The sequence below is a fragment of the Novosphingobium sp. EMRT-2 genome, from assembly GCF_005145025.1.
Lineage (GTDB): Bacteria > Pseudomonadota > Alphaproteobacteria > Sphingomonadales > Sphingomonadaceae > Novosphingobium.
The window spans coordinates 2,137,078-2,158,980 of the sequence record NZ_CP039695.1 but is presented as its reverse complement, the minus strand read 5'-3'; the positions used below and the strand labels follow the sequence as shown (position 1 = coordinate 2,158,980).

Annotated in this window: 21 protein-coding genes, 1 tRNA gene and 1 pseudogene; 9 read left to right on the top strand and 14 right to left on the bottom strand. The window is 68.2% G+C overall.

The features are described 5' to 3' along the window. Nucleotides 1–33 precede the first annotated feature (33 nt). The 9 genes from FA702_RS10690 to FA702_RS10650 form a co-directional block, all read right to left on the bottom strand. Nucleotides 34–834 carry a DsbA family protein gene (locus FA702_RS10690; RefSeq protein WP_136956133.1) on the bottom strand — a complete coding sequence of 267 codons (801 nt, stop codon included), beginning with the start codon at nucleotides 832–834 and terminating at the stop codon, nucleotides 34–36. Nucleotides 835–843: 9 nt separating this feature from the next. After that, the gene (locus FA702_RS10685) at nucleotides 844–2,232 is read right to left on the bottom strand and encodes a M48 family metalloprotease (RefSeq protein ID WP_136956132.1); all 1,389 of its coding nucleotides are present in this window, start codon (nucleotides 2,230–2,232) and stop codon (nucleotides 844–846) included. 21 nt (nucleotides 2,233–2,253) lie between these two features. Next, nucleotides 2,254–3,195 carry an alpha/beta hydrolase gene (locus FA702_RS10680; RefSeq protein ID WP_255504528.1) on the bottom strand — a complete coding sequence of 314 codons (942 nt, stop codon included), beginning with the start codon at nucleotides 3,193–3,195 and terminating at the stop codon, nucleotides 2,254–2,256. 324 nt (nucleotides 3,196–3,519) lie between these two features. Further along, a complete protein-coding gene (locus FA702_RS10675) occupies nucleotides 3,520–5,040 on the bottom strand; it encodes a hypothetical protein (RefSeq protein ID WP_136956131.1) in 1,521 nt (506 codons plus the stop codon). A 113-nt stretch (nucleotides 5,041–5,153) separates the two neighbouring features. Beyond that, entirely contained in the window at nucleotides 5,154–6,044 is an 891-nt protein-coding gene (locus tag FA702_RS10670; protein ID WP_136956130.1) for a CoA ester lyase, read from the bottom strand. Next, nucleotides 6,031–7,293: an MFS transporter gene (locus FA702_RS10665; protein WP_136956129.1), complete on the bottom strand. Its 1,263-nt coding sequence runs from the start codon at nucleotides 7,291–7,293 to the stop codon at nucleotides 6,031–6,033. The genes FA702_RS10670 and FA702_RS10665 overlap by 14 nt, the downstream gene beginning before the upstream one ends. 13 nt (nucleotides 7,294–7,306) lie before the next feature. Next, nucleotides 7,307–7,738 carry a DUF2141 domain-containing protein gene (locus FA702_RS10660; RefSeq protein WP_168195955.1) on the bottom strand — a complete coding sequence of 144 codons (432 nt, stop codon included), beginning with the start codon at nucleotides 7,736–7,738 and terminating at the stop codon, nucleotides 7,307–7,309. Next, entirely contained in the window at nucleotides 7,735–8,445 is a 711-nt protein-coding gene (locus FA702_RS10655) for a sterol desaturase family protein (protein ID WP_136956127.1), read from the bottom strand. Before FA702_RS10655 ends, FA702_RS10660 begins: the two co-directional genes overlap by 4 nt. Nucleotides 8,446–8,700: 255 nt before the next feature. Then, complete coding sequence (locus tag FA702_RS10650; protein ID WP_136956126.1) at nucleotides 8,701–10,266, bottom strand: DEAD/DEAH box helicase; 1,566 nt, start codon at nucleotides 10,264–10,266, stop codon at nucleotides 8,701–8,703. A 315-nt stretch (nucleotides 10,267–10,581) separates the two neighbouring features. Here FA702_RS10650 and FA702_RS10645 point away from each other — a divergent pair, with 315 nt between their 5' ends. Together FA702_RS10645 and FA702_RS10640 are read left to right on the top strand one after the other, a co-directional pair. Next, nucleotides 10,582–11,928, top strand: coding sequence for a M20/M25/M40 family metallo-hydrolase (locus tag FA702_RS10645; protein ID WP_136956125.1), 1,347 nt, complete (start codon nucleotides 10,582–10,584; stop codon nucleotides 11,926–11,928). A 288-nt stretch (nucleotides 11,929–12,216) separates the two neighbouring features. Further along, the gene (locus FA702_RS10640) at nucleotides 12,217–12,786 is read left to right on the top strand and encodes a TMEM165/GDT1 family protein (protein ID WP_136957359.1); all 570 of its coding nucleotides are present in this window, start codon (nucleotides 12,217–12,219) and stop codon (nucleotides 12,784–12,786) included. Between the two features lie 48 nt (nucleotides 12,787–12,834). Here FA702_RS10640 and FA702_RS10635 read toward each other — a convergent pair whose 3' ends face one another. After that, nucleotides 12,835–13,347, bottom strand: a complete 513-nt coding sequence (locus tag FA702_RS10635; protein ID WP_136956124.1) for an MmcB family DNA repair protein — start codon at nucleotides 13,345–13,347, stop codon at nucleotides 12,835–12,837. Nucleotides 13,348–13,395: 48 nt separating this feature from the next. Further along, nucleotides 13,396–13,806, bottom strand: a complete 411-nt coding sequence (locus FA702_RS10630) for a hypothetical protein (RefSeq protein WP_136956123.1) — start codon at nucleotides 13,804–13,806, stop codon at nucleotides 13,396–13,398. A gap of 130 nt (nucleotides 13,807–13,936) precedes the next feature. Here FA702_RS10630 and FA702_RS10625 point away from each other — a divergent pair. Both FA702_RS10625 and FA702_RS23170 read left to right on the top strand, forming a co-directional pair. Further along, nucleotides 13,937–14,013, top strand: a tRNA-Arg gene (locus FA702_RS10625). 249 nt (nucleotides 14,014–14,262) lie between these two features. Continuing rightward, nucleotides 14,263–14,667 (top strand): hypothetical protein, encoded by a 405-nt coding sequence (locus FA702_RS23170; RefSeq protein WP_255504527.1) that lies wholly within the window; start codon nucleotides 14,263–14,265, stop codon nucleotides 14,665–14,667. Here FA702_RS23170 and FA702_RS23165 read toward each other — a convergent pair. The 3 genes and pseudogenes from FA702_RS23165 to FA702_RS10605 all read right to left on the bottom strand — a co-directional run. Then, nucleotides 14,590–15,669: pseudogene (locus tag FA702_RS23165) on the bottom strand (recombinase family protein); the annotation flags it as partial. The gene FA702_RS23170 and the pseudogene FA702_RS23165 sit on opposite strands and share 78 nt — an antisense overlap. A 379-nt stretch (nucleotides 15,670–16,048) precedes the next feature. Further along, nucleotides 16,049–16,342 (bottom strand): type II toxin-antitoxin system RelE/ParE family toxin, encoded by a 294-nt coding sequence (locus FA702_RS10610; protein ID WP_136956121.1) that lies wholly within the window; start codon nucleotides 16,340–16,342, stop codon nucleotides 16,049–16,051. Then, nucleotides 16,339–16,614: a CopG family ribbon-helix-helix protein gene (locus tag FA702_RS10605; protein ID WP_255504526.1), complete on the bottom strand. Its 276-nt coding sequence runs from the start codon at nucleotides 16,612–16,614 to the stop codon at nucleotides 16,339–16,341. Before FA702_RS10605 ends, FA702_RS10610 begins: the two co-directional genes overlap by 4 nt. Before the next feature lie 243 nt (nucleotides 16,615–16,857). Between FA702_RS10605 and FA702_RS10600 the strand changes: the two genes are divergently transcribed. The 5 genes from FA702_RS10600 to FA702_RS10580 all read left to right on the top strand — a co-directional run bounded on the left by FA702_RS10600 (nucleotide 16,858) and on the right by FA702_RS10580 (nucleotide 21,839). Further along, a complete protein-coding gene (locus FA702_RS10600) occupies nucleotides 16,858–17,757 on the top strand; it encodes a hypothetical protein (RefSeq protein WP_255504525.1) in 900 nt (299 codons plus the stop codon). A gap of 115 nt (nucleotides 17,758–17,872) precedes the next feature. Beyond that, nucleotides 17,873–20,026: a ParB/RepB/Spo0J family partition protein gene (locus FA702_RS10595; RefSeq protein WP_136956120.1), complete on the top strand. Its 2,154-nt coding sequence runs from the start codon at nucleotides 17,873–17,875 to the stop codon at nucleotides 20,024–20,026. Nucleotides 20,027–20,161: 135 nt separating this feature from the next. Further along, entirely contained in the window at nucleotides 20,162–20,356 is a 195-nt protein-coding gene (locus FA702_RS10590; RefSeq protein WP_136956119.1) for a hypothetical protein, read from the top strand. Between the two features lie 131 nt (nucleotides 20,357–20,487). Further along, complete coding sequence (locus FA702_RS10585; RefSeq protein ID WP_136956118.1) at nucleotides 20,488–21,012, top strand: hypothetical protein; 525 nt, start codon at nucleotides 20,488–20,490, stop codon at nucleotides 21,010–21,012. Further along, nucleotides 21,009–21,839: a hypothetical protein gene (locus FA702_RS10580; protein ID WP_136956117.1), complete on the top strand. Its 831-nt coding sequence runs from the start codon at nucleotides 21,009–21,011 to the stop codon at nucleotides 21,837–21,839. The genes FA702_RS10585 and FA702_RS10580 overlap by 4 nt, the downstream gene beginning before the upstream one ends. The last annotated feature ends 64 nt before the right edge of the window (nucleotides 21,840–21,903 follow it).

Sequence of the window (21,903 nt, the reverse complement as noted above, 5' to 3'; positions counted from 1 at the left end):
CCCGGTCGCGGGACGGGCAGGGGCGGAGGTCGTTCAGCCCTTGCGCGCGGCGTCGATCGCCTGTTGCAGCCGTTCCTTGCCGACCGCGCCCGAGAGCAGTTCATTGCCGATCACCCACGCCGGGGTGCCGTTGATGCCAAGCTGCCGGGCCAGACCCAGGTTGCGCTGGATTTCCTGATCGACACCGGCGTCGCGCGCGAAGCTGCGCGCGGTGGCCAGATCGACTCCGGCGGTGCCGGCGGCGGCGGCGATGCTGGCGTCGCCGGGGGCGTCGCCCGCGAACATCGCCTTGTGGAAGGCCGGGTACTTGCCCTGCGCGGCGGCGGCCAGCCCCATGCGCGCGGCCGGTTCGCTGGCCGGGGCGATGATCGGCAGTTCGCGCACCACCACCCTGAGGTCCGGGTTGGCGGCGATCAGCGCATCGACATCGCCCACGCTGCGCCGGCAATAGGTGCAGGCGAAATCGGTGAACTCGACCAGCGTCACCTTGCCGGCGGGATTGCCCATGACCGCGCCGGGGAACGGCGTTTCCAGCGCCCCGCGCATCGGCGCGATCCGGGCCTGCGCCTCGCGCTGCTGCAACCGGTCCATCGCTTCGGGCAGGATCTCGGGATGGTCGAGGATATAGGCGCGCACCAGCTCTTCCATGGCGGCGCGCTGCTTCGCGCTGATTCCGGCGCTGGCGAGCGTCTGTTCAAGCTGGGCGTCGCTGCCGGCCTCCGCTTCGCTCGCGGTGCGATGGCGCTCGTACCACCAGCCAAGGCCGGTGCCGGTCACGAGCAGGGCGATGGCGAGAAGCCAGAACGGGCGAATGCGGGATAAAGGGGAAGCCATGGACCTGCGCTACTTCTTCTTGCCCTGCCGCTCAATCATCGCCCGCGCCGAATAGGCGATATCCTGCGCGCGCAGCCAGTCGGCGGACCCCTTGGGCAGCGCCGCTTCGGCGGCTTCGGCATTGCGCATCGCCTCGGGCAGCTCAAGGTACATCAATTGCTGTTCCGCGCTGGCCAGCCGGGCGCGGGCGGTATCGCCCTTGGCTTCATAGACCACGCCAAGCTGGTACCAGGCGAACGGGTTCTCGCGGTCGCGCGCGATCGACGTGCGCAGGATCTTCTCCGCCTCGTCGAAATTGGCCTTGTTCTCGGTGGCGAGCAGGGCGTGGCCGAACGTCGTGGCGATTAGCGGTTCGTTGTTGGTCAGCGCGGTGGCGCGGCGCAGCGGCTCCAGCGCGTCGGCCGGATGCCCGGATTCGAGCAGGATCTGTCCTTCCAGCTCCAGCGCGTAGGGATCGTTCGGCTGCTGTTTCAGGATCGCCTGGGTTTCGGCCAGCGCTTTGTCCATGAACGCCTCCTTGTGGTAGGCATAGGCGCGGGCATAGTGGGCGGGCACGTCGTTGAGGTATTCCGGATAGGCGTTGAGCGTCGCCTGCGGTTCCGCCAGATAGCCATAGAGCTTGGCCTTCACGCGCAGGAAGCGCGCCTGCAGCGCCGGGTCTTCGGGCTTGTTCCACGCTGGATCGCGTTCGTAGGTATCCTGCAGCGTGGTCAGGCGGTCCGCGGTCATCGGGTGCGAGGAATAGAACTCGCTGTCGGCGTTGCGGGTGAAGCCATAGCGGAACTCCTGGTTCTGCAGCTTCTTGAAGAAATCGATCGAGCCGCGCCCGGAAATGCCCGCTTTCGACAAGAACTGCGCGCCGGCCGCGTCGGCCGAGGATTCCTGCGCGCGGCTGAAGGCGAGGTACTTGCCCAACGCCGCCTGCTGCCCGGCCATGAACACGCCCATCGCCGCGTCGCCCGCGCCGGCGGCGGCGGCCGCCGCGCCCAGCAGCAGGCTGAGGATGGTGATTCCCGTGGCGGGCCGAGCGCCCTCGTCGTTGCGGATGATGTGGCCGCCGGTGATGTGGCCCAGTTCGTGCGCGATCACGCCCTGCACTTCGCTGACGTGGTCGGCCGCGCCGATCAGCCCGCTGTGGACATATACGGCCTGCCCGCCCGCGACGAAGGCGTTGATCGAGCCGTCGTTGAGCAGCACGATATCGACGTTGCGCGGTTCGAGACCGGCGGCCTTGATCAGCGGCGCGGAAAGGTCGCGGAACAGCGCTTCGGTTTCGGCATCGCGCAGCACCGATTGCGCCGCCGCCGGCTGCAGCGTGAGCGAAAGCGCGGCGAAAGCGGCTGCGATGCGCCCTGCGATCGAGGCCGCGCGCGACGCTATCGTGCGAGAGGGGGCCATGCGCATCGTCACCATGCCAGCCTATCGCGCCGCCGCCTGAACCGCGCCTGAAGCGGGCGCGGTCACGCGTGCCAGAAACGGCAGGATCGCGTCCAGCACGCGCCGGTCGCGGTCGAACGGGCGGGCCAGCATCTTGATCGTGTCCTCGTGGCTCGCGCCCTTCAACAGGATGGCGTGCAGCGGCGCGCCGGCGGCGGTCATGGCGCGGGCGAGCGTGATCGAATTGCGCGGCTTGACCACGGTATCGGCATCGCCCGTCACCACCAGCAGCGGCGGCGCGTCGCCACGGGCGTGGGCCACGGGCTGGGTATCCTGCGGGTCCGGCGCCTGCCCGAAGCTGTGAATCGCGGCGGGCGTATCGAACGGATAGAAGGCGTAGGGGCCGGAAACGCCGACCGCGCCGCGCAGCGCATCGGCGGACAGGCCGCGCGCCGCCAGCCAGCGCCGGTCCAGCGCCAGCATCAGCGCGTTGTAAGCGCCGGCCGAATGCCCCATCACCACCACGCGCGAGGAATCGCCGCCGTGGGCTGCGGCATGGTCTGCCACCCAGCGCAGGGCCAGCGCGCCGTCTTCCAGCATGCCGGGATAGCGGACCCGCGGGTAGAGCCGGTAGCCGGCGAGCACCACGGCGTAGCCCTGTGGTGCGAGCGCGCGGGCGACGAAGCGGTAGTTCTGCGGATCGCCGCTGGCCCAGCTGCCGCCGTGGATGAATACGATGACGGGAAGCGGCCCGCGCGCGCCGCGCGGCACGAACATTTCGAGTTTTTGCGCAGGGTCCGCGCCATAGCGTTCGCTGGCCGCCAGAACCACGTCGCCGCCGCCACGCAGCAGCCAGTCGGCATTATCCAGCACGGCAACGGCATTGGTGCGGAGCGCCAGGGCGAGTGCCGTGCCGCCGCCCGCGACGATCAACGCCAGCATGGCCAGGCTCCAGCCGAGCCAGCCCCATCCGGGAAATGCCACGCGCGTCCTTTCCTGCGTTCCACCCGCCATGGACGCGTGGCTAGGCGGCGTGGACAAATTCCGCAACACCACAGTTGCCCTGAAACAGGCCCTGGCAAGGCGCGAGGCCGCAGGAAGAGCGGGTCTCTTTCAAGGCCGAGCAACGCGGCCAGGGCCTGTTTCAGGGCAACCCCTTCGGCGCTGGACCAAAAGCCGCCATTTCAGCGTCGGCTCGGCTCGAAATATGGCCGATATTCCTTCGCCTCGCCTCCTCGAACTGGCGGCTTTTGCCTCCAGCTGTGGCGTTGCGGAATTTGTCCACGCCGCCTGGCAGGTCAAGGCGGCTTAACCAACCAGCCTGCGCGCGGCGCGTTCGAACAGAGGTTGGTCGCCGGTCACGTCGCCCAGCAGCGCCACGGTGCCATCGCCCTGGCGGCAGACCATGACCAGCGCGAATTCCGGGCCTTCGGCGGGGAGATCGGCCAGCGGCCGGGCCGGCAGCGCGCGCAGGCCTTGCGCCAGCACTTCGGCGGCATCGGGCACACGGGCCTTGCCGCTTTCCTCGCGCCGCAGCCGGCGTTCGGTGGACACCACGCCCTTCAGGCCGCCCGGCGCGCTGGCCAGGAAGCCGCCCAGTTCGCCGCGCTGCAGCCCGATGCGTTCGGCATGGCCCAGCACCGTCGCGTATTCGGTCAGGCGCGTCTTGTCGTATTCCGCGCCGAACACCAGCTTGACCAGCGGGATCAGCGGCGCGCGGGCCTGCATGGAAAGGCCGGCGTCGGCGATCATGTCGGCATAGTCTTCCGGCGCATCGCGCGTGGCCAGCGCGAAATCCCAGGCGCGGCCGATCGCGGCATAGAGCGCGCCGCGCGTGCGATCCTCGCTGGTGTGCGCGGCATGGGCGAGTTCGCGCGCCGAAGCCAGCCAGTCGGCCAGGCCGAAATCGTCGTTGATCGGGGTGGAGGGTGTGAGCACGGCCTCGTCGAGATCGGACGGCACTTCCTCCAGCCCGGCAAGGTCCATGACGTCATCGTCGCCGGGAACGCCATTGGCGCCGAAACCCGGCATCGGCAGGATGCCCGTCTCATCCTCGTCCAAGGAACCCGGGAACGACAGGATTTCCGCGCCGATCTCGGCAAGGTCGAGTTCCGGCTCGTCCGCGCCATATGGCAGCGCGCGCGGTCCATCGGCCCACACTCCGGCCCGGTCGGCCGGTTCCGGCGCATTCAGCGCGTCAAGCATGCCCATGCCGCTCGGCCTTTGCGCCGGCACCGCAGCCAGCGCCTGCCCGATCTGCAACAGGAGATCGTCGGTGGTCTGCTGGTCGGCCAGTTCCTTCCAGTTGATGACCCCGTAGATGTAATCGATCGTTTCGCCATCGGACGAGAACGGCAGCAGGATGCCGCGATAGAGGATGTTGCGGCCGTCCTGATTGACGAACTCGGCCTCGAAGCCGATCGGGGCCTCGTTGGCGATGATCTGCATGTAGTGGTCGGTGATGCGCGACAGCAGGGTGCGGCCCGGCACATCGCTGAGCCGTGCGGGCATCGGCCCGTCGCCGCATTCGCTGGCCAGCAGCGCGCCCAGCTGAACGATCGCGGGATCTTCGTAGCCTTCGTCGAAATGCAGCAGGACCGAGCGATCGGCGAAATCGGGCAGGTTGCCGGCAAGCAGCGGCGCGACCGGCGGGAATGGCCCGCCATCGAGCAGGCCGGTCCAGAAATTGTAGGCCCGCACCTGCAGGCGCCGTTCGTCCTGACCGACGACCGGCGGCGGCGCCTCGACGATCGCATCGTCGTCCAGAGAAATATAGTCAGGCGCGTTCATGCCGAAACCGTCGCCGCCCAACTCGTGCAATCCATCCATGAAAGGCGCCCTTGCCATCCGTTTGTGACCGTTCTGGCGCAACATGGTAAAGGTTTGTTTAAGTTGCGCCGGCGCGATTCCCGCACGGTCCCCGGCCGGAGGCGGGGCTGCCTTCAGCGCGCGGCGATGGCGGCGGCCTTTGCCAGCAGGCGTTCAGCCTGCGTCCGATGCAGCAATTCCGCCATTTTTCCGTTCACCCGCAGCGCGCCTTTGCCGGCGTTGGCGGGGTCGGCGAAGGCGGCGACGATGGCGCGCGCTTCGGCAACGGCGTCATCGTCGGGCGCGAACACGCGGTTGGCGATGTCAAGTTGCGCCGGGTGGATCAGAGTCTTGCCGTCGAATCCCCCGTCGCGCGCCTGCACGCATTCGGCTTCGAGCCGCGCTGAGTCGTCTATCGCGTTGCACACGCCGTCGAGAATGGCGAGGCCATGCGCGCGCGCTGCCAGCACGGCCAGCGTCAGCACCGGCAGGAACACCGCGCGGCCCGGCAGTTGCGCCATGCCGGTATCCTTGGCGAGATCGTTGAGCCCCAGCACGAAGGCGGCCAGCCGGGTGGTGGCGGCGCAGGCGGCGATGCGTTCGAGCGCCAGCACTGCGCGCGGCGTCTCGATCATCACCCACAGCTTCACGCCGGGCGCATAGCCGGCCGCGTCCATCGCGCGCGAAAGCGCGATCACGTCGTCCGCGTCGTCCACCTTGGGCACCAGCACCGCTTCCACCGGCGCGACGGCCAGCGTGACGAGATCGTCTTGCCCCCACGGCGTGTCCAGCGCGTTGATCCGCGCGATCAGGCGGCGATGGCCGAAGCCGCCCGCTGTCAGTTCCTCCAGCAGCGCGGCGCGCGCCTCGGCCTTCATCTCGGGCGCGACGGCGTCTTCGAGATCGAGCGCGACCGCATCGGTATCGAGGCCGCGTGCCTTGTCGATGGCGCGGCGGTTGCTGGCCGGCATGTAGAGCAATGAGCGCAGCGGACGGGCGTCGGGGGACGTTTCAGGGTTTGGCATTGGCGGGTTCCTGTACGATGTCGAGCCGTCCTTCCTCGCGCGTGGGCATCGGCGCCAGCACGCGCAGCACCAGCGAAGCGAGCAGCCACGCCGCCGCCGCGTGCAGCGCCGTCTGCAGGCCGCCGAGGTCGGCCACGCTGCCCCAGGCCCAGGCGCCCAGCGCCATGCCGCCGAATGTCACCGCCTGGTAGATCGACAGGCAGCGGCCGAGAATCGTTTCGGGCGAGCGGAGCTGCATGGCGACGTTGAGGCTGGTCATCGCGGCGACCCAGCCCGAGCCGCCGAGAAAGGCGGTGACCATCGCGTGCGGCACCGAGGCGGTGAACGAGAGCGAGGCAAGCGCGGCGGCGAAGGCGAGCGTCGCGGCGGAGACCACGGCTTCCGCGCCATAGCGCCGCCGGGCCTTGCCCACCCACAACGCGGTGACGATCGATCCCATGCCGAACGCGCCCAGCATCAGGCCATAGTCCAGCTCGGTGCCGCGCAGCAGATCGCGCGCCACGGTGGGCATCAGCGCGGAAAAGCCGGCCGCGCCGAAGCCGAAGGCGAAGCCGCGCAGCAGCACCTTGCGGATCGGCGCGGAACGCGCGCAGAAATCGATGCCGACCTTGATCGAGGCGAACATCGGCTGGCGCTGCGGGGTATGCGCGCGGTGCGGTCGCCACGTCCACAGCACCACGATCATGCCGACATAGCTGATCGCGTTGAGCGCGAAGGCCAGGTTCACGTTCCAGATCGAAATGAGCAACCCGCCCATCGCGGGACCGACGCTGCGTGCGAGATTGAACGATATGGCGTTGAGCGCGATCGCCTGCGGCAGATCGTCCTTGCCCACCTGGAGCCGCACCGATGCCTGCCACGCCGGGCCGTTGAGCGCGGTGCCCATGCCCACCATCAGCGTCAGCGCGAGCAGCGACCACGGGCCGACCATCCCGGCATAGCCCAGCGCGGCGAGCAGGGCGGACACCGCCAGCATCGCCGTCTGCGCCGCCAGCATCACGCGGCGGCGGTCGAAGTTGTCGGCGATGGCCCCGGCGATCATGCCCAGCAGCATGATCGGGATCGTAGCCGAAGCCTGCACCAGCGCGACCATCACGTGGCTGCTGGTCAGGTCGGTCATCAGCCAGGCGGCGGCGACCGACTGGATGGTGGAGCCGACGTTGGAAAAGAGGTTGGCGGTCCAGATCGATCGGAAAGCGGGATAGCGGAACGGTGCCAGCGCGCCGCCGCGGTGCATCGCTTTCAGCATCGACAGCTCTCCGTCACAGCATATAGCGCATGCGGATTTCCGTCCGCACCTCGCCTTCGCCAAGGGTCAGGGCTGCCGCCGCGAACCGGGGCGGGCCGAACCGCACCGGCGCATCGCGCGAGAAGCCGAAGCCTTCCTTAGGGACCATCAGCACCTTGTCCAGCCTGCCGTTGGCGTTTTCGTCATGGAACAGCGCCACCGCATAGCGGCCGGGCGCGACATTGGCGAACGTGATCGCGGGGTTGCGCGCCGGCACGGAAAGATGGCGCGCGTGCGGGTCTTTCTGGCAATCGGGAAATGTCGCCGGATCGGTGGTGATGCACACCTGCACCAGCCCCCGGACCGAGCGCAGCCCGGTGACGTCGACGGTGAGCGAGGCGTGCTCCGGCGCCACCGCACCGCCCAAGACCAGCGCGGCCGGCAGCAGGATCAGGGCGGATTTCACAGCGTGCCCAGCCCCTTGTCGGTGCCGCACAGCCTGTCCCAGAAGCGGAAGTAGAGTCCGTAGTTGCACCGGTATTGCTCGTGATGCCGTTGATGATGGCTTGCGGTTATCAGCCATTGGCCGACCCGGGAATGAACGAGCCGGCGCGGAAACATTTCCCAGCCCATGTGGTTGGTGACGCCCATCACCGTCATGACGAGCAGCACCAGGCCCAGCACGCCCGCGTGGATCGGGATCACGAAGACCAGCGCCGGGATCAGCAGGCCGACCAGCGCGGCTTCGGCCGGGTGGAAGTTCATCGCCGCCCAGGCGGTCGGCGGGCGGCTGGCGTGGTGGATCGCGTGCACCGCGCGGAACACGCGCGGGCGGTGCATCCAGCGGTGGGTCCAGTAGAACCAGGTATCGTGCAGGAACAGGTAGAGCAGCAGCGAGACCGGCATCCACCACAGCGGCCAGGCGCGCGGATCGGTGTAGATCCGCGTCCAGCCGTGCGCCTGCCAGCCCCAGGCGACGATCCCGGCGGGAATGCCGTAGATCGCCGACGAGGCGAGGCTCCAGGCGATTTCCTTGCGGATCTGCGGGGTCAGCCCCCGATAGAGGCCCGGGCGTTTCCGCCCGGTGAGCGCGGCGAACAGACCGCTGGTGAGGAGATAGCGCACCCCCACGATCAGCGTCATCGCCAGCGCGGAAAGCCCGATGCTGTTCATGAAGCTCCGCCTTTTGCGGACGAAGCCGGGACGATCCAGCGCGTTCCCTCGCGCACCGGCATTCCGTTCGCGGAAGGCACGGAAGCCATTTGGACGTCCCTGCGGGATTTGACCAAAATGGCCCGCTGCGGCGTCGAGAGGGCTTGAAATATCGACATATTCCCGCGCCCTCTCTCCTTGCAACAGGCCATTTTGCTTCAAACCTCGAGCGCGCCAGTAATGGGCCCTGACCCTAGTTCCGCAATGTGTCGCCGCTTACCCGGCGCGGCGCACCCGGTTGCGGTGCTGGCCGACATTGCCGGGGCCGCGCGGGCGGAACCGGCGCTGCTGGCCGTCGCGCTCCCCTGCGCGTTCGCCTTCGGGACGGTCTGCGCGCTCGGTATGCAGCGGATTGCGCACCGGACCCCGATCGTTCTGGCCGTCGCGGCGTTCCTGCCGCTGGCTCACGTCCCGCGGCTTGCCGTCGCGACCCTGCGCGCGGCCACCATGGGCCTGCTGGTCGCCGCGACCACCGCCAGTGCGCTGACCTCCGACGCCCTGCCCCGCGCTGCGCTGCCCCCCGTTGCGCTGGCCCCCGCTGCGCTGGCCACCATCGCGGCGATTGCCCTGCTGGTGGCGTGGAGCGTCGTCTTCCTGCGGCCTGCGCGCGGGCGCGGGCAGTCGGGCGGCTTCCTGCATGAAGTTCTCCGGCAGCGCCTGCGGCATCAGCTTAACACCGGTCAGCCGCTCGATATCGCGCAGATAGGGCTTCTCATCGGGCGCGCAGAAGCTGATCGCCACGCCATCGGCGCCGGCGCGCGCGGTGCGGCCGATGCGGTGGACGTACTGTTCGGGCACGTTGGGCAGCTCGAAGTTGAACACATGGCTCACCCCCGAAACGTCGATGCCGCGCGCCGCGATGTCGGTGGCGACGAGGATCGGGCATGAACCCTGGCGGAAGGCTTCGAGCGCGGCGGTGCGCTGCGCCTGCGACTTGTTGCCGTGGATCGCCCGCGCTTCCACGCCGGCGCCGGCAAGGTGCCGCGCGACGCGGTCCGCCCCGTGCTTGGTGCGGGTGAAGACCAGCGCGCGGTCGAGCGACTTGTCCGCCAGCATGGCGCGGATGCGCAGCGTCAGCAGCGCCTGCTTTTCCGCCTGGTTGATGAGCGTGATGAACTGGTCGACGCGTTCGGCGGTGGTCGATTGCGGCGCCACTTCCACGCGCACCGGATTGTTGATGAACTGCTTGCCCAGATCCTCGATCGACTTGGGCATCGTGGCCGAGAAGAACAGGCTCTGGCGCTGCTTGGGCAGCAGGTTGGCAACGCGGCGCAGCGCATGGATGAAGCCGAGGTCCATCATCTGGTCGGCTTCGTCGAGCACGAAGATCTCGACCCGGCCCAGCGTCAGCGCGCGGTTGTCGATCAGGTCGAGCAGGCGGCCCGGCGTGGCGACGAGGATGTCGATGCCCGGCACCAGACGGCGCGCCTGCTTGCCGATGGGCACGCCGCCGAACACGCAATCGACCGAGAGGTTCAGGTTCTTGGCGTAGCCCTTCATGTTGTCGGCAATTTGCGCGGCGAGTTCGCGGGTGGGCGAAAGCACCAGCATCCGGCACGAGGCGGGCTTGCGCGGCTTGGGGTCGGCGGCGAGGCGATGCAGCGAGGGCAGCGCGAACGCGGCGGTCTTGCCGGTGCCGGTCTGGGCGATGCCCAGCAGGTCGCGGCCTTCGAGCAGCGCCGGAATCGACTGGCGCTGGATGGGCGTGGGATCGTTGTAGCCTTTGCTTTCGAGCGCACGAAGAATGGGCTCGGCAAGGCCGAGATCGCTAAAATAGGACATGAAAAACAATGCTTTCGTTGGCGCTCCACGAAGAATCGCGGGCGCGGCAGGGGTCGTACCATGCGACCCATGCGTGAAAGGGGAAGCCGTGAAGGCAAGAGACCGTGGGGCCGGGCCGGATCGCGCCTTTCGCAAATGCCCTTGGCAAATGGAGGCGCAATCTCACGCTGACGCGGCTTGCGGCACGGGGGCCGCCGGTCTTGCTGCGGCGCACATAGGCGCGATTGCTCCGAAAAGCAAGGAAATTGCGCAAAGGGCCTTGCCCGGCCTCCGCGTGACCGGCAACGTACACCGTGTGACTGGACGGGGATTTCGATGCGGTATCATCAGTTTGCGGGCTCTATCATCGGTGCGGCGCTGCTCGCGGGCGGGCTGGGGAGCGGGGCTGTGCTCGCCGCGCCGGCCACGCCGGCGGAACAGCGGATGGTCGCCACCGTCGATGCCGAACAGGCGCGCACGCTGGCGCTGCTCGAACGGATGGTGAACCAGAATTCGGGCAGCCGGAACCTCGAAGGCGTGCGTAAGGTGCGCGATATCGTCGCGCCCGAATTCACCGCGCTGGGCTTTGCCGCGCGCTGGGTGCCGATGGAGCAGACCGGGCGCGCCGGGCACCTGATCCTGACGCACAGGGGCGCGAAGGGCATGAAGCGGCTGCTGCTGATCGGCCATCTCGATACCGTGTTCGAACCGGATTCGCCGTTCCAGACGTTCGCGCTGAAGGGCGACAAGGCCACCGGCCCGGGCGTGGCCGACGACAAGGGCGGCATGGCGGTGATGATCGCCGCGCTGCGTGCGATGCAGGCGGCGGGCACGCTCAGGGACGCCAACATCGAGGTGGTGCTGACCGGCGACGAGGAGGACGCGGGCGAGCCGACCGAGGTGGCGCGCGCCGATCTGGTCGCGGCCGGCCGGCGCGCTGACGCGGCGCTCGATTTCGAGGGGCTGTCGCAGGAAGACGGCAAGGACATGGGCTCGATCGCGCGGCGTTCGTCCAATTCGTGGACGCTCACCGTCACCGCGAAGTCGGGCCATTCGAGCGCGGTGTTCTCGCCCGCGATGGGCGATGGCGCGATCTATGCCGCCGCGCGCATCATCGCCGCGATCCGCGAGGAAGTGCCCGAGCCGAACCTGACGCTGAACGTCGGCCTGATCGCGGGCGGGGCGGAAGCCACGCTTGCGCCCGACGCGGCGCACGTTGCGGCGGCGGGCAAGACCAACATCGTGCCGGCCAAGGCGATCGCGCGTGGAGACCTGCGCTCGCTCAGCCCCGAGCAGGACCGGCGGGCGATGGAGCGGATGCGCGCGATCGTGGCGCGCACCTGGCCGGGCGCGCAGGCGGCCATCACGTTCGAGGAAGGCTATCCGCCGATGGCGCCGACGCCGGGCAACCAGGCGCTGCTGGCGCGGCTCAACGGCGTGAACGAAACGCTGGGTCTGCCGGCGATGGCTCCGCTCGATCCGCTGAAGCGCGGCGCGGGTGACATCTCGTTCGTGGCGGCCGATGTCGACGGGCTGGTCGGCCTCGGCCCCGCCAGCACCGGCGATCATTCGCCCGCCGAAACCACCGATGTGCCCAGCATCTGGCGGCAGGCCAAGCGCGCCGCGCTGCTGATGACGCGGCTTTCGCGCGAAAAGGCGGTGAAGCCCGTCGGGAAGAAGTGAGCGCGTTGGGGCTTGCGTCGGCCGCGCGCGGGGCGTAACCGGCTTGCGTTACTTGGGGAGTAGCCACCGCGCCCGTCCTGTCATCAGGGCATCGCGCGGTCCCTTGCCAGCTGGCCCATGCCGGTACGGCGCGTCAACATGCTTGGCCGAGAGGCCATGGCGCAGGCGGAGCGGCCCTTGCGGGGGCCTTCCGGGCGAGACCAATGGCATCATGCTTTCCGCTCAGGCCGGGCGGGAGGGTGTTGTGCCGTTGTCTCGATAAGCTGCCCGGCCCCGGAACCGTTCATGATCGAAGCCCTGACCACTTCCACCGCGATCGTCGCGCTCGCGGAAATCGGCGACAAGACCCAGCTTCTCGCCATCGTGCTCGCCACCCGCTTCCGCAAGCCCTGGCCGATCGTGCTGGGCATCCTCTGCGCCACGCTGGCCAACCACTTCCTCGCCGCGCTGGTCGGCGCCACGGCGGCCTCGCTGCTCGATGGCCTGTGGTTCCGCTATGCCGTGGCGGCGGGGTTCATCGCCATGGGCCTGTGGACGCTGATCCCCGACAAACTCGATGACGCGGAGGAGAAGCCCGGCCGCTTCGGCCCGTTCCTGACGACGCTGGTGGCGTTCTTCCTCGTCGAAATGGGCGACAAGACCCAGGTGGCGACGATCGCGCTGGGCGCGCGCTTCCACGATGCGCTGGCGGTGACGGCGGGCACTACGCTGGGGATGATGATCGCCAACGTGCCGGCGGTGTTCCTGGGCAGCGAACTGATCCGCCGCGTGCCGCTGGGCGTGGTGCGGATGGTGGCGGCGGTGCTGTTCATCGCCATCGGCGGCTGGCTGCTGGCGCAGACCGCCGGTCTGGTCTGATGGGCGGTCTGGTCTGAACGTATCGGTCGGGCGGGGTGGCGAAGCGGCTTAGCCTTCGCCCCAGCCGGCGCAGTGCGGGTCCAGTCCCACCACGTGCCGGCGCAGCGCCGCGCGGGCTAGCCGTTCGACTTCCGCCTTGCGCCGCGCCGCCGCCAGCGGATGCGAGGGCGCGGGGCGCAGGATCTCCGCGTCATAGCCATCGGCCACGATCACGCCGCAGCGTTCGGGCCGGAAATCCGGCCCTTCCAGGCAGGCGCGGTCGAGGTGCGGGGCCAGCCCCCAGTAGAACCGGTCGCAATGGTCGAGATAATCGGTCCACTTGCCGTCGCCCAGCAGGTCGGCGCGGCTGACCTTGATCTCCACGATCACCACATGGCCCTTCGCGTCGATCCCCATCAGGTCGGCGCGGCGGCCCGAGCGCAGCGGCATTTCCGGCAGGCACCAGATGCCGTTGCGGGCGAACAGCCGCGCGATGCCACGCGCCACGGCCTGCGCCTCGCGCGGGGTAGTCCGTGCGCTGTCCGGCAGATCGGCGAGCGGGACGACGGGCGAATCGATCATGCTCCGCACCGTAGGAACAAAAATGGAACAGGTAAAGTGGCCGCGCGGTCAGACCGGATGGCGGACCGGCGCGGGCGCCACCAGCGCGAGCAGGGCCGCACGCGCCGCGCGGAATTCGTCGTGCAAGGCCATGGCGGCATGGGCGGGCGAGCGACCCCGCGCGGAAACCCCGGTCTCCAGGATCGCAGCCAGATCGTCCATCCCCTGCTGCGCCAGCGCCAGGCGCCAGCCGCCGGCGTGGAGAATCGTCGCGGGAAAGGCTTCGATCGCCGCCGGCGAAGCACCGGCGTCCTCGGCAACGGACCGGCCGGCCAGCGCGCCGACGATCGCGGCGGCTTCGTGCAGGGCGTTCCACGTGTCGGTGAGGGAAGCGGCACCGGGCGGCGAATCCGCGATCGCCGCGCCCATCACCGGCGCGCCATCGGGCGCCGCTGCGCCGCTGGCGGAATCCCATGCCATGCCGCGCGGGATACATGTGCCGTCCCTACCAAATCGCTAAGGCCGCCCGGGACGGGAAATCCGGAGAGCAAACCGCAGGGCAAAAACCGCTGGCCAGCCGTGCGCCTCGCTGCTAGGCACCGCCGCCGTTGCACCCGTAGCTCAGCTGGATAGAGCGCTGCCCTCCGAAGGCAGAGGCCACAGGTTCGAATCCTGTCGGGTGCGCCATTTCGGTTCAAAGCTGCGAACGCCTAGAACCGCCGCCTCTACGCCAGAGGCGGCGGTTAGCGTTCGCAGGAGTTCGCTCCGCAGGCCGCGAATCCGAATCTCCTTTCGGCTGACCACTTCAACCCGCTGTGCGACCGCACGAACCTGGTCGCGCGCAAATGTGCCGTCGCCGTTCCTCAGCTTCTTTTTCAGGGCGGCGGCAAAGGCCCGCAGGCTCTCGGGCGTGATGGCCGGGCCGATCTTCACAATATGGGCCAACGCCCGCTCGGAATCGCCTTTGGCCTGATCGCGGGTTGCGGTCAGTTCGGCGATGCGGTCCTTGAGCGACGAATCATTCACGTCGATGACGCCGTTCTCGATCGCGTCATAGAGCCGCTTGAGCTTGGCTTCCGCCTCGGTCGCGCGCCGCTCAAGGTCGGCGACATGCTGGCGACGGTGATTTACCCATTCGTCGCGGCGTTCAAGGATCTGATCCATCAGAGCTTCGAGCCGTGCAGGGTCGAGCAGCCGCGCTTCGAGATGATCGACCACCGCCTCATTGAGCCGTTCCATAGGCACGGTGATGCCGGGACAGCCGGTGGAACCCTGCCGTGCCTTCGTCGAGCAGGTATAGTAACGATACTCCCGGCCCATGCTGCTTGTGCCCGTTCGTAGCGTCATCGCGCCGCCGCAGCACGCGCAGAAGCAGATGCCTGTAAGCAGCGTCGGCCCGCCCACCGCCATCGGCGGCATCATTTTTGGGCTACGCGCCTTGAGCGAGCGCTGGACCGCCTCGAACTCCGCTTCCGAGACGATCGGCGGCACTTCCATGACGGCGTGCTCGCTCTCCGGCTTCGGCGTCTTCGTTTTATGGTCACGAGTGTTGAAGCGGTGTTGCCCGATGTAGGTTGTGCGAGTGAGCACTTGATGCACCGCGCCCAAGCCCCAGCGCCCGCCATCGCGGGTGCGGATATTGTTCTCATTGAGCCAGGTGGCGATCGACTTGAGGCCCATCGGTCCCCGATTTTCGACGCCGTTGAGCGCCATTCGGTAGATGCGCCGCACCGTTTCCGCTTGAATCGGGTCAATCTCCAGCTTTTTCTTGATCTTCGCGCCACGCTCCCCGGCTGCAACCACGCGATAGCCGATGGGTGCTCTCGCCCCATTCCAAAAGCCTTGGCGGGCATTCTCCTTCATCGCGCGCAACGTGTGCTTGCCGTTCTCCTTCGACTGATACTCGTCGAACAGCGTCATGATCTGGCGCATCATCACGCTCATCGGATCATCGCCCAAATCCTGCGTGATCGAGACGAGCTTCACTCCATTCTTCGCCAGCTTGCGGACGTAAAACTCGAACTGGAACTGGTCGCGGAAGAACCGCGAAAAACTGTGGACGAGGATCACGTTGAAAAGCGATGGCTTTTGCATCGCCGCGTCGATCATGGCTTGAAAGGCAGGCCGGCGGTCGTCGGTCGCGGTGTTGCCCGGCTCGACGAACTCGGCCGCGACTTCCCAGCCGCGCGACAGACAATAGCCTTCGATCTGGCGGCGCTGATCGGGAATCGACAAGTCGCTATCGGCCTGACGGCCGGTCGAGACGCGCAGGTAGAGAGCGGCGCGCGCGGTCGCCACGACCGGCGCCTCATCTTTACCTCGTCGCAGGGCGGCGCTGGTCATGATACTTCACTCCTCACTTCACGGCAGCGGACCGAACAGCTTGTCCAGCTCCAGCCGCATATGGCCTTCGATCGCCCGCAGCTCGGTATCGCCGATCGGGACTTGGTCCGGCCAGTCGTCCGTGACGACGATCGGGCCGTCATCGCAGCGCACCCGGCGCGACACCCGCCGTGGCGCAACGCGGTTGGTGTAGTCGAAAAGGTCGTCAAGGTCTTCGGCCCAGCGGCGAGGCTGGCGGCGACGTAATTTGCGAGGAAGGGCCATCCCGCCAAGCTGCGTCGTGCCCGCGCTTCATGCAAAGCCTCTCTCGCGGCGAAGCGCAGATAGGGGCGAAGGGCGGTGCACTGCGTCCTAGTGCTTCGGGCGGCCAGTCTCATCGTCAATCGTCCGACTCGAAGCTGCGCTCCTCGCGGCAATGCCACAGGCGCAGGATGAAGATTGTCGCGTCCGCTATCTCGTAACGCAGCTCGTAGTTGCCTACGATGATGCGCCGGACTTCGCGCGGTTCGTAGGCGTCCAGCTTCTCGCCGATCCGGGGATAGTCGAGCAGCCGATCCGGTGCGCGCGCGAGCTGCTGTACGACCCGCGCCGCCGCCTCCGGAGCGACCGGGCGCAGATGCTCGTGCAGCCGGACCAGATCCGAGGACGCCTTGCCGGTCCACTTGATCCTCATGCCGAAGGCGGCGGCAGCGGGGCGTCGGTGCCGAGGCTGTCCGCCCATGCGCGCACGGCCTGATGGTCGATCACGCGCCCGGCATCGACATCATCCAGCGCTTCGAGCGTCATCCGGTGACGCTCTTCCTCCTGATCTACCCAGGCGGCGAGCGCTTGCTTCATCACCCAGCCGCGCGAGCGTTCAAGCCGGGAGGCCATCGCTTCCACCTTTTCCGCGAGATGCAGCGGGACGTGCGTAGTCAATACTTTTGTCTCGATCGCCATGTTCATCACCTTCTATCAACTCGATTAAAATATAATCAAAAATAATCTGGAAGCAAGGTTGATGCGGATTTGATGGGAGGGGAAAGTCTTCCCCTGAGCGGGCGCCCTTGCGGTCCCCCGCTACCCCTTCGAGCGGGCGGCTGCCGCCCCCGCAACGCCCCCGCTGAGAGTGAGAGCCCGGCCCGGTCGCCGTGACGGGCTCACGAGGCAGAGGGAGTAGCCCTTGCCGGTCCGTCGCGGAGAATCGCGATGGCGCTCACCACAACAGCCGCCCACGCATATTACGACCAAGCGGGCCTTATCACCCTCGGCCAGAACCCCTCTAGCGATCGGCTTCGGTTGCGCGTCCTCAGCCTCGGCGCGGGCGTCCAATCGACTACGCTGGCGCTGATGGCCGCGCATGGGGAGATCGGGCCGATGCCCGACTGCGCTATATTCGCCGACACAGGCTGGGAACCGCGCGCCGTGCGCGAGCATCTCGCCTGGCTCATGTCGCCGAACGTCCTGCCATTCCCGGTGCATATCGTCTCAGCCGGCGATATTCGTGCCGACCTGCTGCGCGCCGGCGCCGGCGAACGCTGGGCCTCGATCCCTGCCTTCACCCGCACGGTAAAGCGTCGCCATGTCGAGATCGGTATGATCCGGCGCCAATGCACCAAAGATTACAAGATCGTCCCCATTCGCCGGAAGGTGCGCGAGCTGATCGGCCTGACCCGCCGCCGCTCGCCCGATCATCCTGTCGTCGAACAGTGGATCGGCATCTCGCTCGACGAGCTGATACGGATGAAGCCCTCGTTCGAGGCGTGGCAGGTCAACCGCTGGCCGCTGATCGAGCAGCGCATGTCGCGACACGACTGCCTGCGGTGGCTCGAACGTCACGACTACCCGATCCCGCCAAAGAGCGCCTGCGTCGGCTGTCCTTTCCATTCCGACATGCGCTGGCGCGAGATCCGCGATCACGATCCCGAAGCCTGGGGCGAAGCAGTCGTGGTGGACCGCGCGATCCGCACCGGTCTGCGCGGCATCCGGGGCGAGGTGTATCTGCACCGCTCGGCCGTGCCGCTCGACCAAGCCGATCTCAGCACCCCGGCCGATCGCGGTCAGCTCGATCTCTGGGGCAATGAGTGCGAGGGCATGTGCGGCGTCTAGCGTCGGGCGTGGCGGCCCCGGCAGCGCAGGAGAGAGTGAGAGGGGGCCTTCGGTTTCGTGACGGGCTGGATAGCCGAGAGAGTGTCTCGCGGCGGCTCGTCATGGAGTAACCGACATGGCAAAAGCTGCCGCCAAGATCGTTCTCAGCCCGTCGCGGGATATTCCCTTCGACAAGCTGATCCTGTCCCAATCGAACGTCCGCCGGGTGAAGAACGGCGTGACGATCGAGAACCTTGCCGACAGCATCGCGCGCCGCAGCCTGCTGCACGGCCTCAATGTCCGCCCGCAGCTCGATGACGACGGCGCCGAAACCGGCTTCTTCGAGGTGCCCGCCGGCGGCCGCCGCTACAGCGCGCTGGCGATCCTCGTGAAGCGCAAGCGGATGGCCAAGGATGCGCTGGTGCCTTGCGTCGTCAAGGCGGCCAACGATCCGGTCCTGGCCGAGGAGGACTCGCTTGCGGAAAACAGCGAGCGCGAGCCGCTCCACCCGCTCGACGAGTTTCACGGCATGAAGGTGCTGATCGACAAGGGTGAGCGCGAGGAGGCCATCGCCGCGCACTTCCGCGTCACGCCGGCCGTGGTGCGTCAGCGGCTGAAGCTCGCCGCGGTCTCGCCGACGCTGCACGAGGTCTATGTCGCCGGCGACATGACTCTCGATCAGCTCATGGCCTTCACCGTCAGCGACGATCATGCCCGCCAGGAGCAGCTCTGGAAGCAGCTCGACCACAGCATCAACAAGTCGCCCAGCTTCATCCGCGACAAGCTGACCGAGGATATGGTGGAGATGTCCGATGCCCGCGTGCGGTTCGTCGGTCTCGACGCCTATCTCGCGGCGGGCGGCGTGGCGCCGACGCGCGACCTGTTCGAGCCCGATGACGGCGGCTGGCTGACCGATCCGGCCTTGCTCGACCGCCTGGTCGCCGAGAAGCTCGACGCCGAGGCCAACAGGATCAGGGCCGAAGGCTGGAAGTGGGTCGAGGCGCTGGTCGATCTGCCCTATGGTTACGACGCGGACTGCCGCGCGATCGAAGCCACCCGCGAGCCGCCGACCGAGGAAGACGAAGCCCGCATCGCCGAGCTTCGCGCCGAGGCCGATGCGCTGGAGGAACAGTGGGCGGGCAAGGGCGACGTCCCGGCCGAGGTCGATGCCCGCGTCACCGCCATCGATGTCGAGCTGGCCGCCTTGTCGCAGGGTCGCCGCACCTACGACGCGCAGGAGCAGGCTCGCGCCGGCGTGTTCGTCGGCCTCGAAGCTGACGGCACCCTCTACATCGACCGCGGCTATGTGCGGCCGGAGGATGAGCCGGAGGAGGAAGCCGTCGAAACCGACGACGAGGAGACCGATGAGGAGATCGAGGCGACCGGCGATGAACCGGCGGACATCGCCGTGCAGGCGGGTTCCGAGAGGCTTGGTGGCGCGGTCGCGCCCGTCGCCACCGACAGCGACGAAGACGACGATGAAGTCATCAAGCCGCTACCGGACAGGCTGGTGGCCGAACTGACCGCATCCCGCACGGTCGCGCTGCAGGACGCCTTCGCGCAGAACCCCTCGGTGGCCTTCGCCGCCGTGCTGCACGCGATGGTGCTCACCACCTTCTATCAGGTGCGGACGGAGACCTGCCTGGAGCTGTCGGTTTCCCGCGTCTATTTCCCGTTCCAGGCGCCGGGCCTGCGGGAAAGCGCGGCGGCGAAGGCGATGGAGGAACGCCACGCCGGTTGGAAGGCGCGGCTTCCCAAGTCCGACAAGGATGCATGGGACGCGATCCAGCAGCTCGACGGCGCCGACCAAGCGGCGCTGTTCGCCCATTGCGCGGCCTATGCGGTGAACGCGCAATGGGAGCCGGTCCCCAAGCATGGCGGTGGCCGCGTCTCGGCGCATGGCGTCGCGCGCCGGATCGAGCACGCCAATGTCCTGGCCCGCGCTATCGGGTTCGACATGGCGGTGACGGGCTGGCGGCCGACCTACGAGAATTATCTCGGCCGCATCACCAAGCCGCGCATCCTCGAAGCGGTCGCCGAAGGCACCGAGCCGCAGAAGGCCGGGCTGATCGACCACCTCAAGAAGGGCGACATGGCCCGCGAAGCCGAGCGGCTGCTGGCCGATTCCGGCTGGCTTCCCGAACCGCTGAGGATGCCGGAGGTCGATCCCGTCCTGCCGATCGCGGACACGGCCGCCGACGGCGAGGCGCTCCCGGCGTTCCTCGGCGAGGATGGCGACGACGGCGATGAGGACGAGCCCGGCTCGGCCTACGCCATCGCGGCGGAATAGCTGCATCGGGCGGGGCGGTTTCGGCCGCTCCGCCCCTTTTTTGCGCCCAATGGCCCGGCCGAGCGCCGGGCCTTTTCGCATGGCCGCCGGGCCACTTCCGGCCAGCGGCTTCCAATTCCAACATAGGAGAATCCCATGAAGATCGACGATATCGCCCTGGCGGACGCCGAGGCGCTCGCGCCCGTTCTGCTCGCCGCCATTCAGCGTCTCGGCCAGCTCGGCCGATCGGGCGCCGTCGCGCTGGCGCGGCAGGTCGACGACGGCGACGCCGATTTCGACGAGGCCGCCGAATGGATCGCCGACATCGCGGCCGGCAAGCTCACCGACTGAGCCGCGCGCCGCCGGTCCCATAACGGGGCCGGCGGCCAGAGCCCGAGGAAAGCCGGGGGCCGGGTGAGCCGGCCGGATGGAGAGAGAGCGCCGGACGGCTCGCTCCTTTCCCGCTCTCCCGGAGAACCGCCATGACATATTCCGCCACCGTTCCCGCCGCTCCGGCGGGCGCATCCGCTGCGCCCCCGCTTGACGGCAATGCCGTCTATGATCGCGTTCCGTTGGGCGCGACCCTGCGCTATTTCGACGGGACGCCAAGGCCGCCGGAACGCTTCACCCGCAAATTGCGGACCTGGCAACGCTTCAATGGCGTCGGCCGCCTCAACGCGAAGACCGCCCCCTGGTCGGGCAGTTTCCTCTATCCCGCAACGATCACGCTTCGCGACGGGGCCTATGGGTCCGAGGGCACGGTCATCCTCGTGGTCAACCATGTCTTCGATGTCACGACGTTCCTGCGCTTCGAGATCATCGACCTGCCGAAGCCTGGAATGGTCCGCGTTCTCTCGCGCCGCAAGGGCGGCGCCGAACTGCATCGCCTTGCGTCCGACATGGCCGAGGCGGAGGCTTGGATGGCAAAGAACCGCTATTGCGATCCCATCGCCGAGATCGTCGGCGACGATGAAGCCGGCGCCATCCCGGTCGGGAGGGCGGCATGAACGCCGCCGCTCCGATCGAAGCCGTCTATGGCCGCACCGCCGATCAGTATCTCGCGGCGCAGGTCGGCGACAACGCCTATCTCGCGCTGCCGGTCGACGATGGCTTCCGCCTCGCGAGCGCCTGGCGGATCAACCGGCCCATCGCCGAGTGGCGGCGGGCCGACTTCTCCGGCTTCGGCGACGCGATCGCCGACGAAGCGGAGTTTCGGGCGCTCGTCGCGGAGCAGGTCGAGCATCGGCGCGAGATGATCGCGCTCGACCGGCAGCACCGGGCATCCGATCGCTGGAGTCCCTGGGGCGCGTCGCAGGGCGGCTCGGTCTATGCCGAGGGCGTCGTCTTCCATGTCACCGCCAGCCATGGCGGCTTCAATCTCGATGACGCCCGCAACGCGGCGATGCCCGCCGCGCTTCGCATCGAGGGTGGCTGGTATGAGGAGGATTGCGATTGGGCGATGGTCGCGTGCGGCTTTCCCGAACTGTTCACCGCCTACGAGCGCCGCATCGCCGAGAAGACCCTGCGCGATACCTATCCCCAACGCTGGGAAGCCGTCCACGGCCGGCCCCTCGCGCCGGGCGAATCCTTCTCGAACGATCGTCGCCTGTTCGAGGAGGCCCACGCCCAGGACTGGATCGTCGTCTCGGCCAGCCGGTCGCAGACTTCGCCGGGGTTCGTGGAGTGCGTCGCGGCGCTCGGCGGCAAGCGTGAACGGAGGCCGTTGCGCGGCTTTCTCGTGCCCGCGGCGGAATATTCTCCCGGCCCGCATGGGTTCGTCATCGACGAAGCCCGGCACGAGACCTGGGCGCTGCCGATCGCTCCCGATACCTGACCTTCAGCATGGCCCGTCCCCGCTTCGGCCGGGGACGGGCTCTTTTTTTGTCCGGCGATTGGAG

Bases quoted from the DNA above. Each gene is read 5' to 3' on its own strand.
- FA702_RS10690 (WP_136956133.1), bottom strand. From the start codon at position 834: ATGGCTTCCCCTTTATCCCGCATTCGCCCGTTCTGGCTTCTCGCCATC.
- FA702_RS10685 (WP_136956132.1), bottom strand. From the start codon at position 2,232: ATGGCCCCCTCTCGCACGATAGCGTCGCGCGCGGCCTCGATCGCAGGG.
- FA702_RS10675 (WP_136956131.1), bottom strand. From the start codon at position 5,040: ATGGATGGATTGCACGAGTTGGGCGGCGACGGTTTCGGCATGAACGCG.
- FA702_RS10670 (WP_136956130.1), bottom strand. From the start codon at position 6,044: ATGCCAAACCCTGAAACGTCCCCCGACGCCCGTCCGCTGCGCTCATTG.
- FA702_RS10665 (WP_136956129.1), bottom strand. From the start codon at position 7,293: ATGCTGAAAGCGATGCACCGCGGCGGCGCGCTGGCACCGTTCCGCTAT.
- FA702_RS10655 (WP_136956127.1), bottom strand. From the start codon at position 8,445: ATGAACAGCATCGGGCTTTCCGCGCTGGCGATGACGCTGATCGTGGGG.
- FA702_RS10650 (WP_136956126.1), bottom strand. From the start codon at position 10,266: ATGTCCTATTTTAGCGATCTCGGCCTTGCCGAGCCCATTCTTCGTGCG.
- FA702_RS10645 (WP_136956125.1), top strand. From the start codon at position 10,582: ATGCGGTATCATCAGTTTGCGGGCTCTATCATCGGTGCGGCGCTGCTC.
- FA702_RS10635 (WP_136956124.1), bottom strand. From the start codon at position 13,347: ATGATCGATTCGCCCGTCGTCCCGCTCGCCGATCTGCCGGACAGCGCA.
- FA702_RS10630 (WP_136956123.1), bottom strand. From the start codon at position 13,806: ATGGCATGGGATTCCGCCAGCGGCGCAGCGGCGCCCGATGGCGCGCCG.
- FA702_RS23170 (WP_255504527.1), top strand. From the start codon at position 14,263: ATGGGCCAACGCCCGCTCGGAATCGCCTTTGGCCTGATCGCGGGTTGC.
- FA702_RS10610 (WP_136956121.1), bottom strand. From the start codon at position 16,342: ATGAGGATCAAGTGGACCGGCAAGGCGTCCTCGGATCTGGTCCGGCTG.
- FA702_RS10605 (WP_255504526.1), bottom strand. From the start codon at position 16,614: ATGAACATGGCGATCGAGACAAAAGTATTGACTACGCACGTCCCGCTG.
- FA702_RS10600 (WP_255504525.1), top strand. From the start codon at position 16,858: ATGGCGCTCACCACAACAGCCGCCCACGCATATTACGACCAAGCGGGC.
- FA702_RS10595 (WP_136956120.1), top strand. From the start codon at position 17,873: ATGGCAAAAGCTGCCGCCAAGATCGTTCTCAGCCCGTCGCGGGATATT.
- FA702_RS10590 (WP_136956119.1), top strand. From the start codon at position 20,162: ATGAAGATCGACGATATCGCCCTGGCGGACGCCGAGGCGCTCGCGCCC.
- FA702_RS10585 (WP_136956118.1), top strand. From the start codon at position 20,488: ATGACATATTCCGCCACCGTTCCCGCCGCTCCGGCGGGCGCATCCGCT.
- FA702_RS10580 (WP_136956117.1), top strand. From the start codon at position 21,009: ATGAACGCCGCCGCTCCGATCGAAGCCGTCTATGGCCGCACCGCCGAT.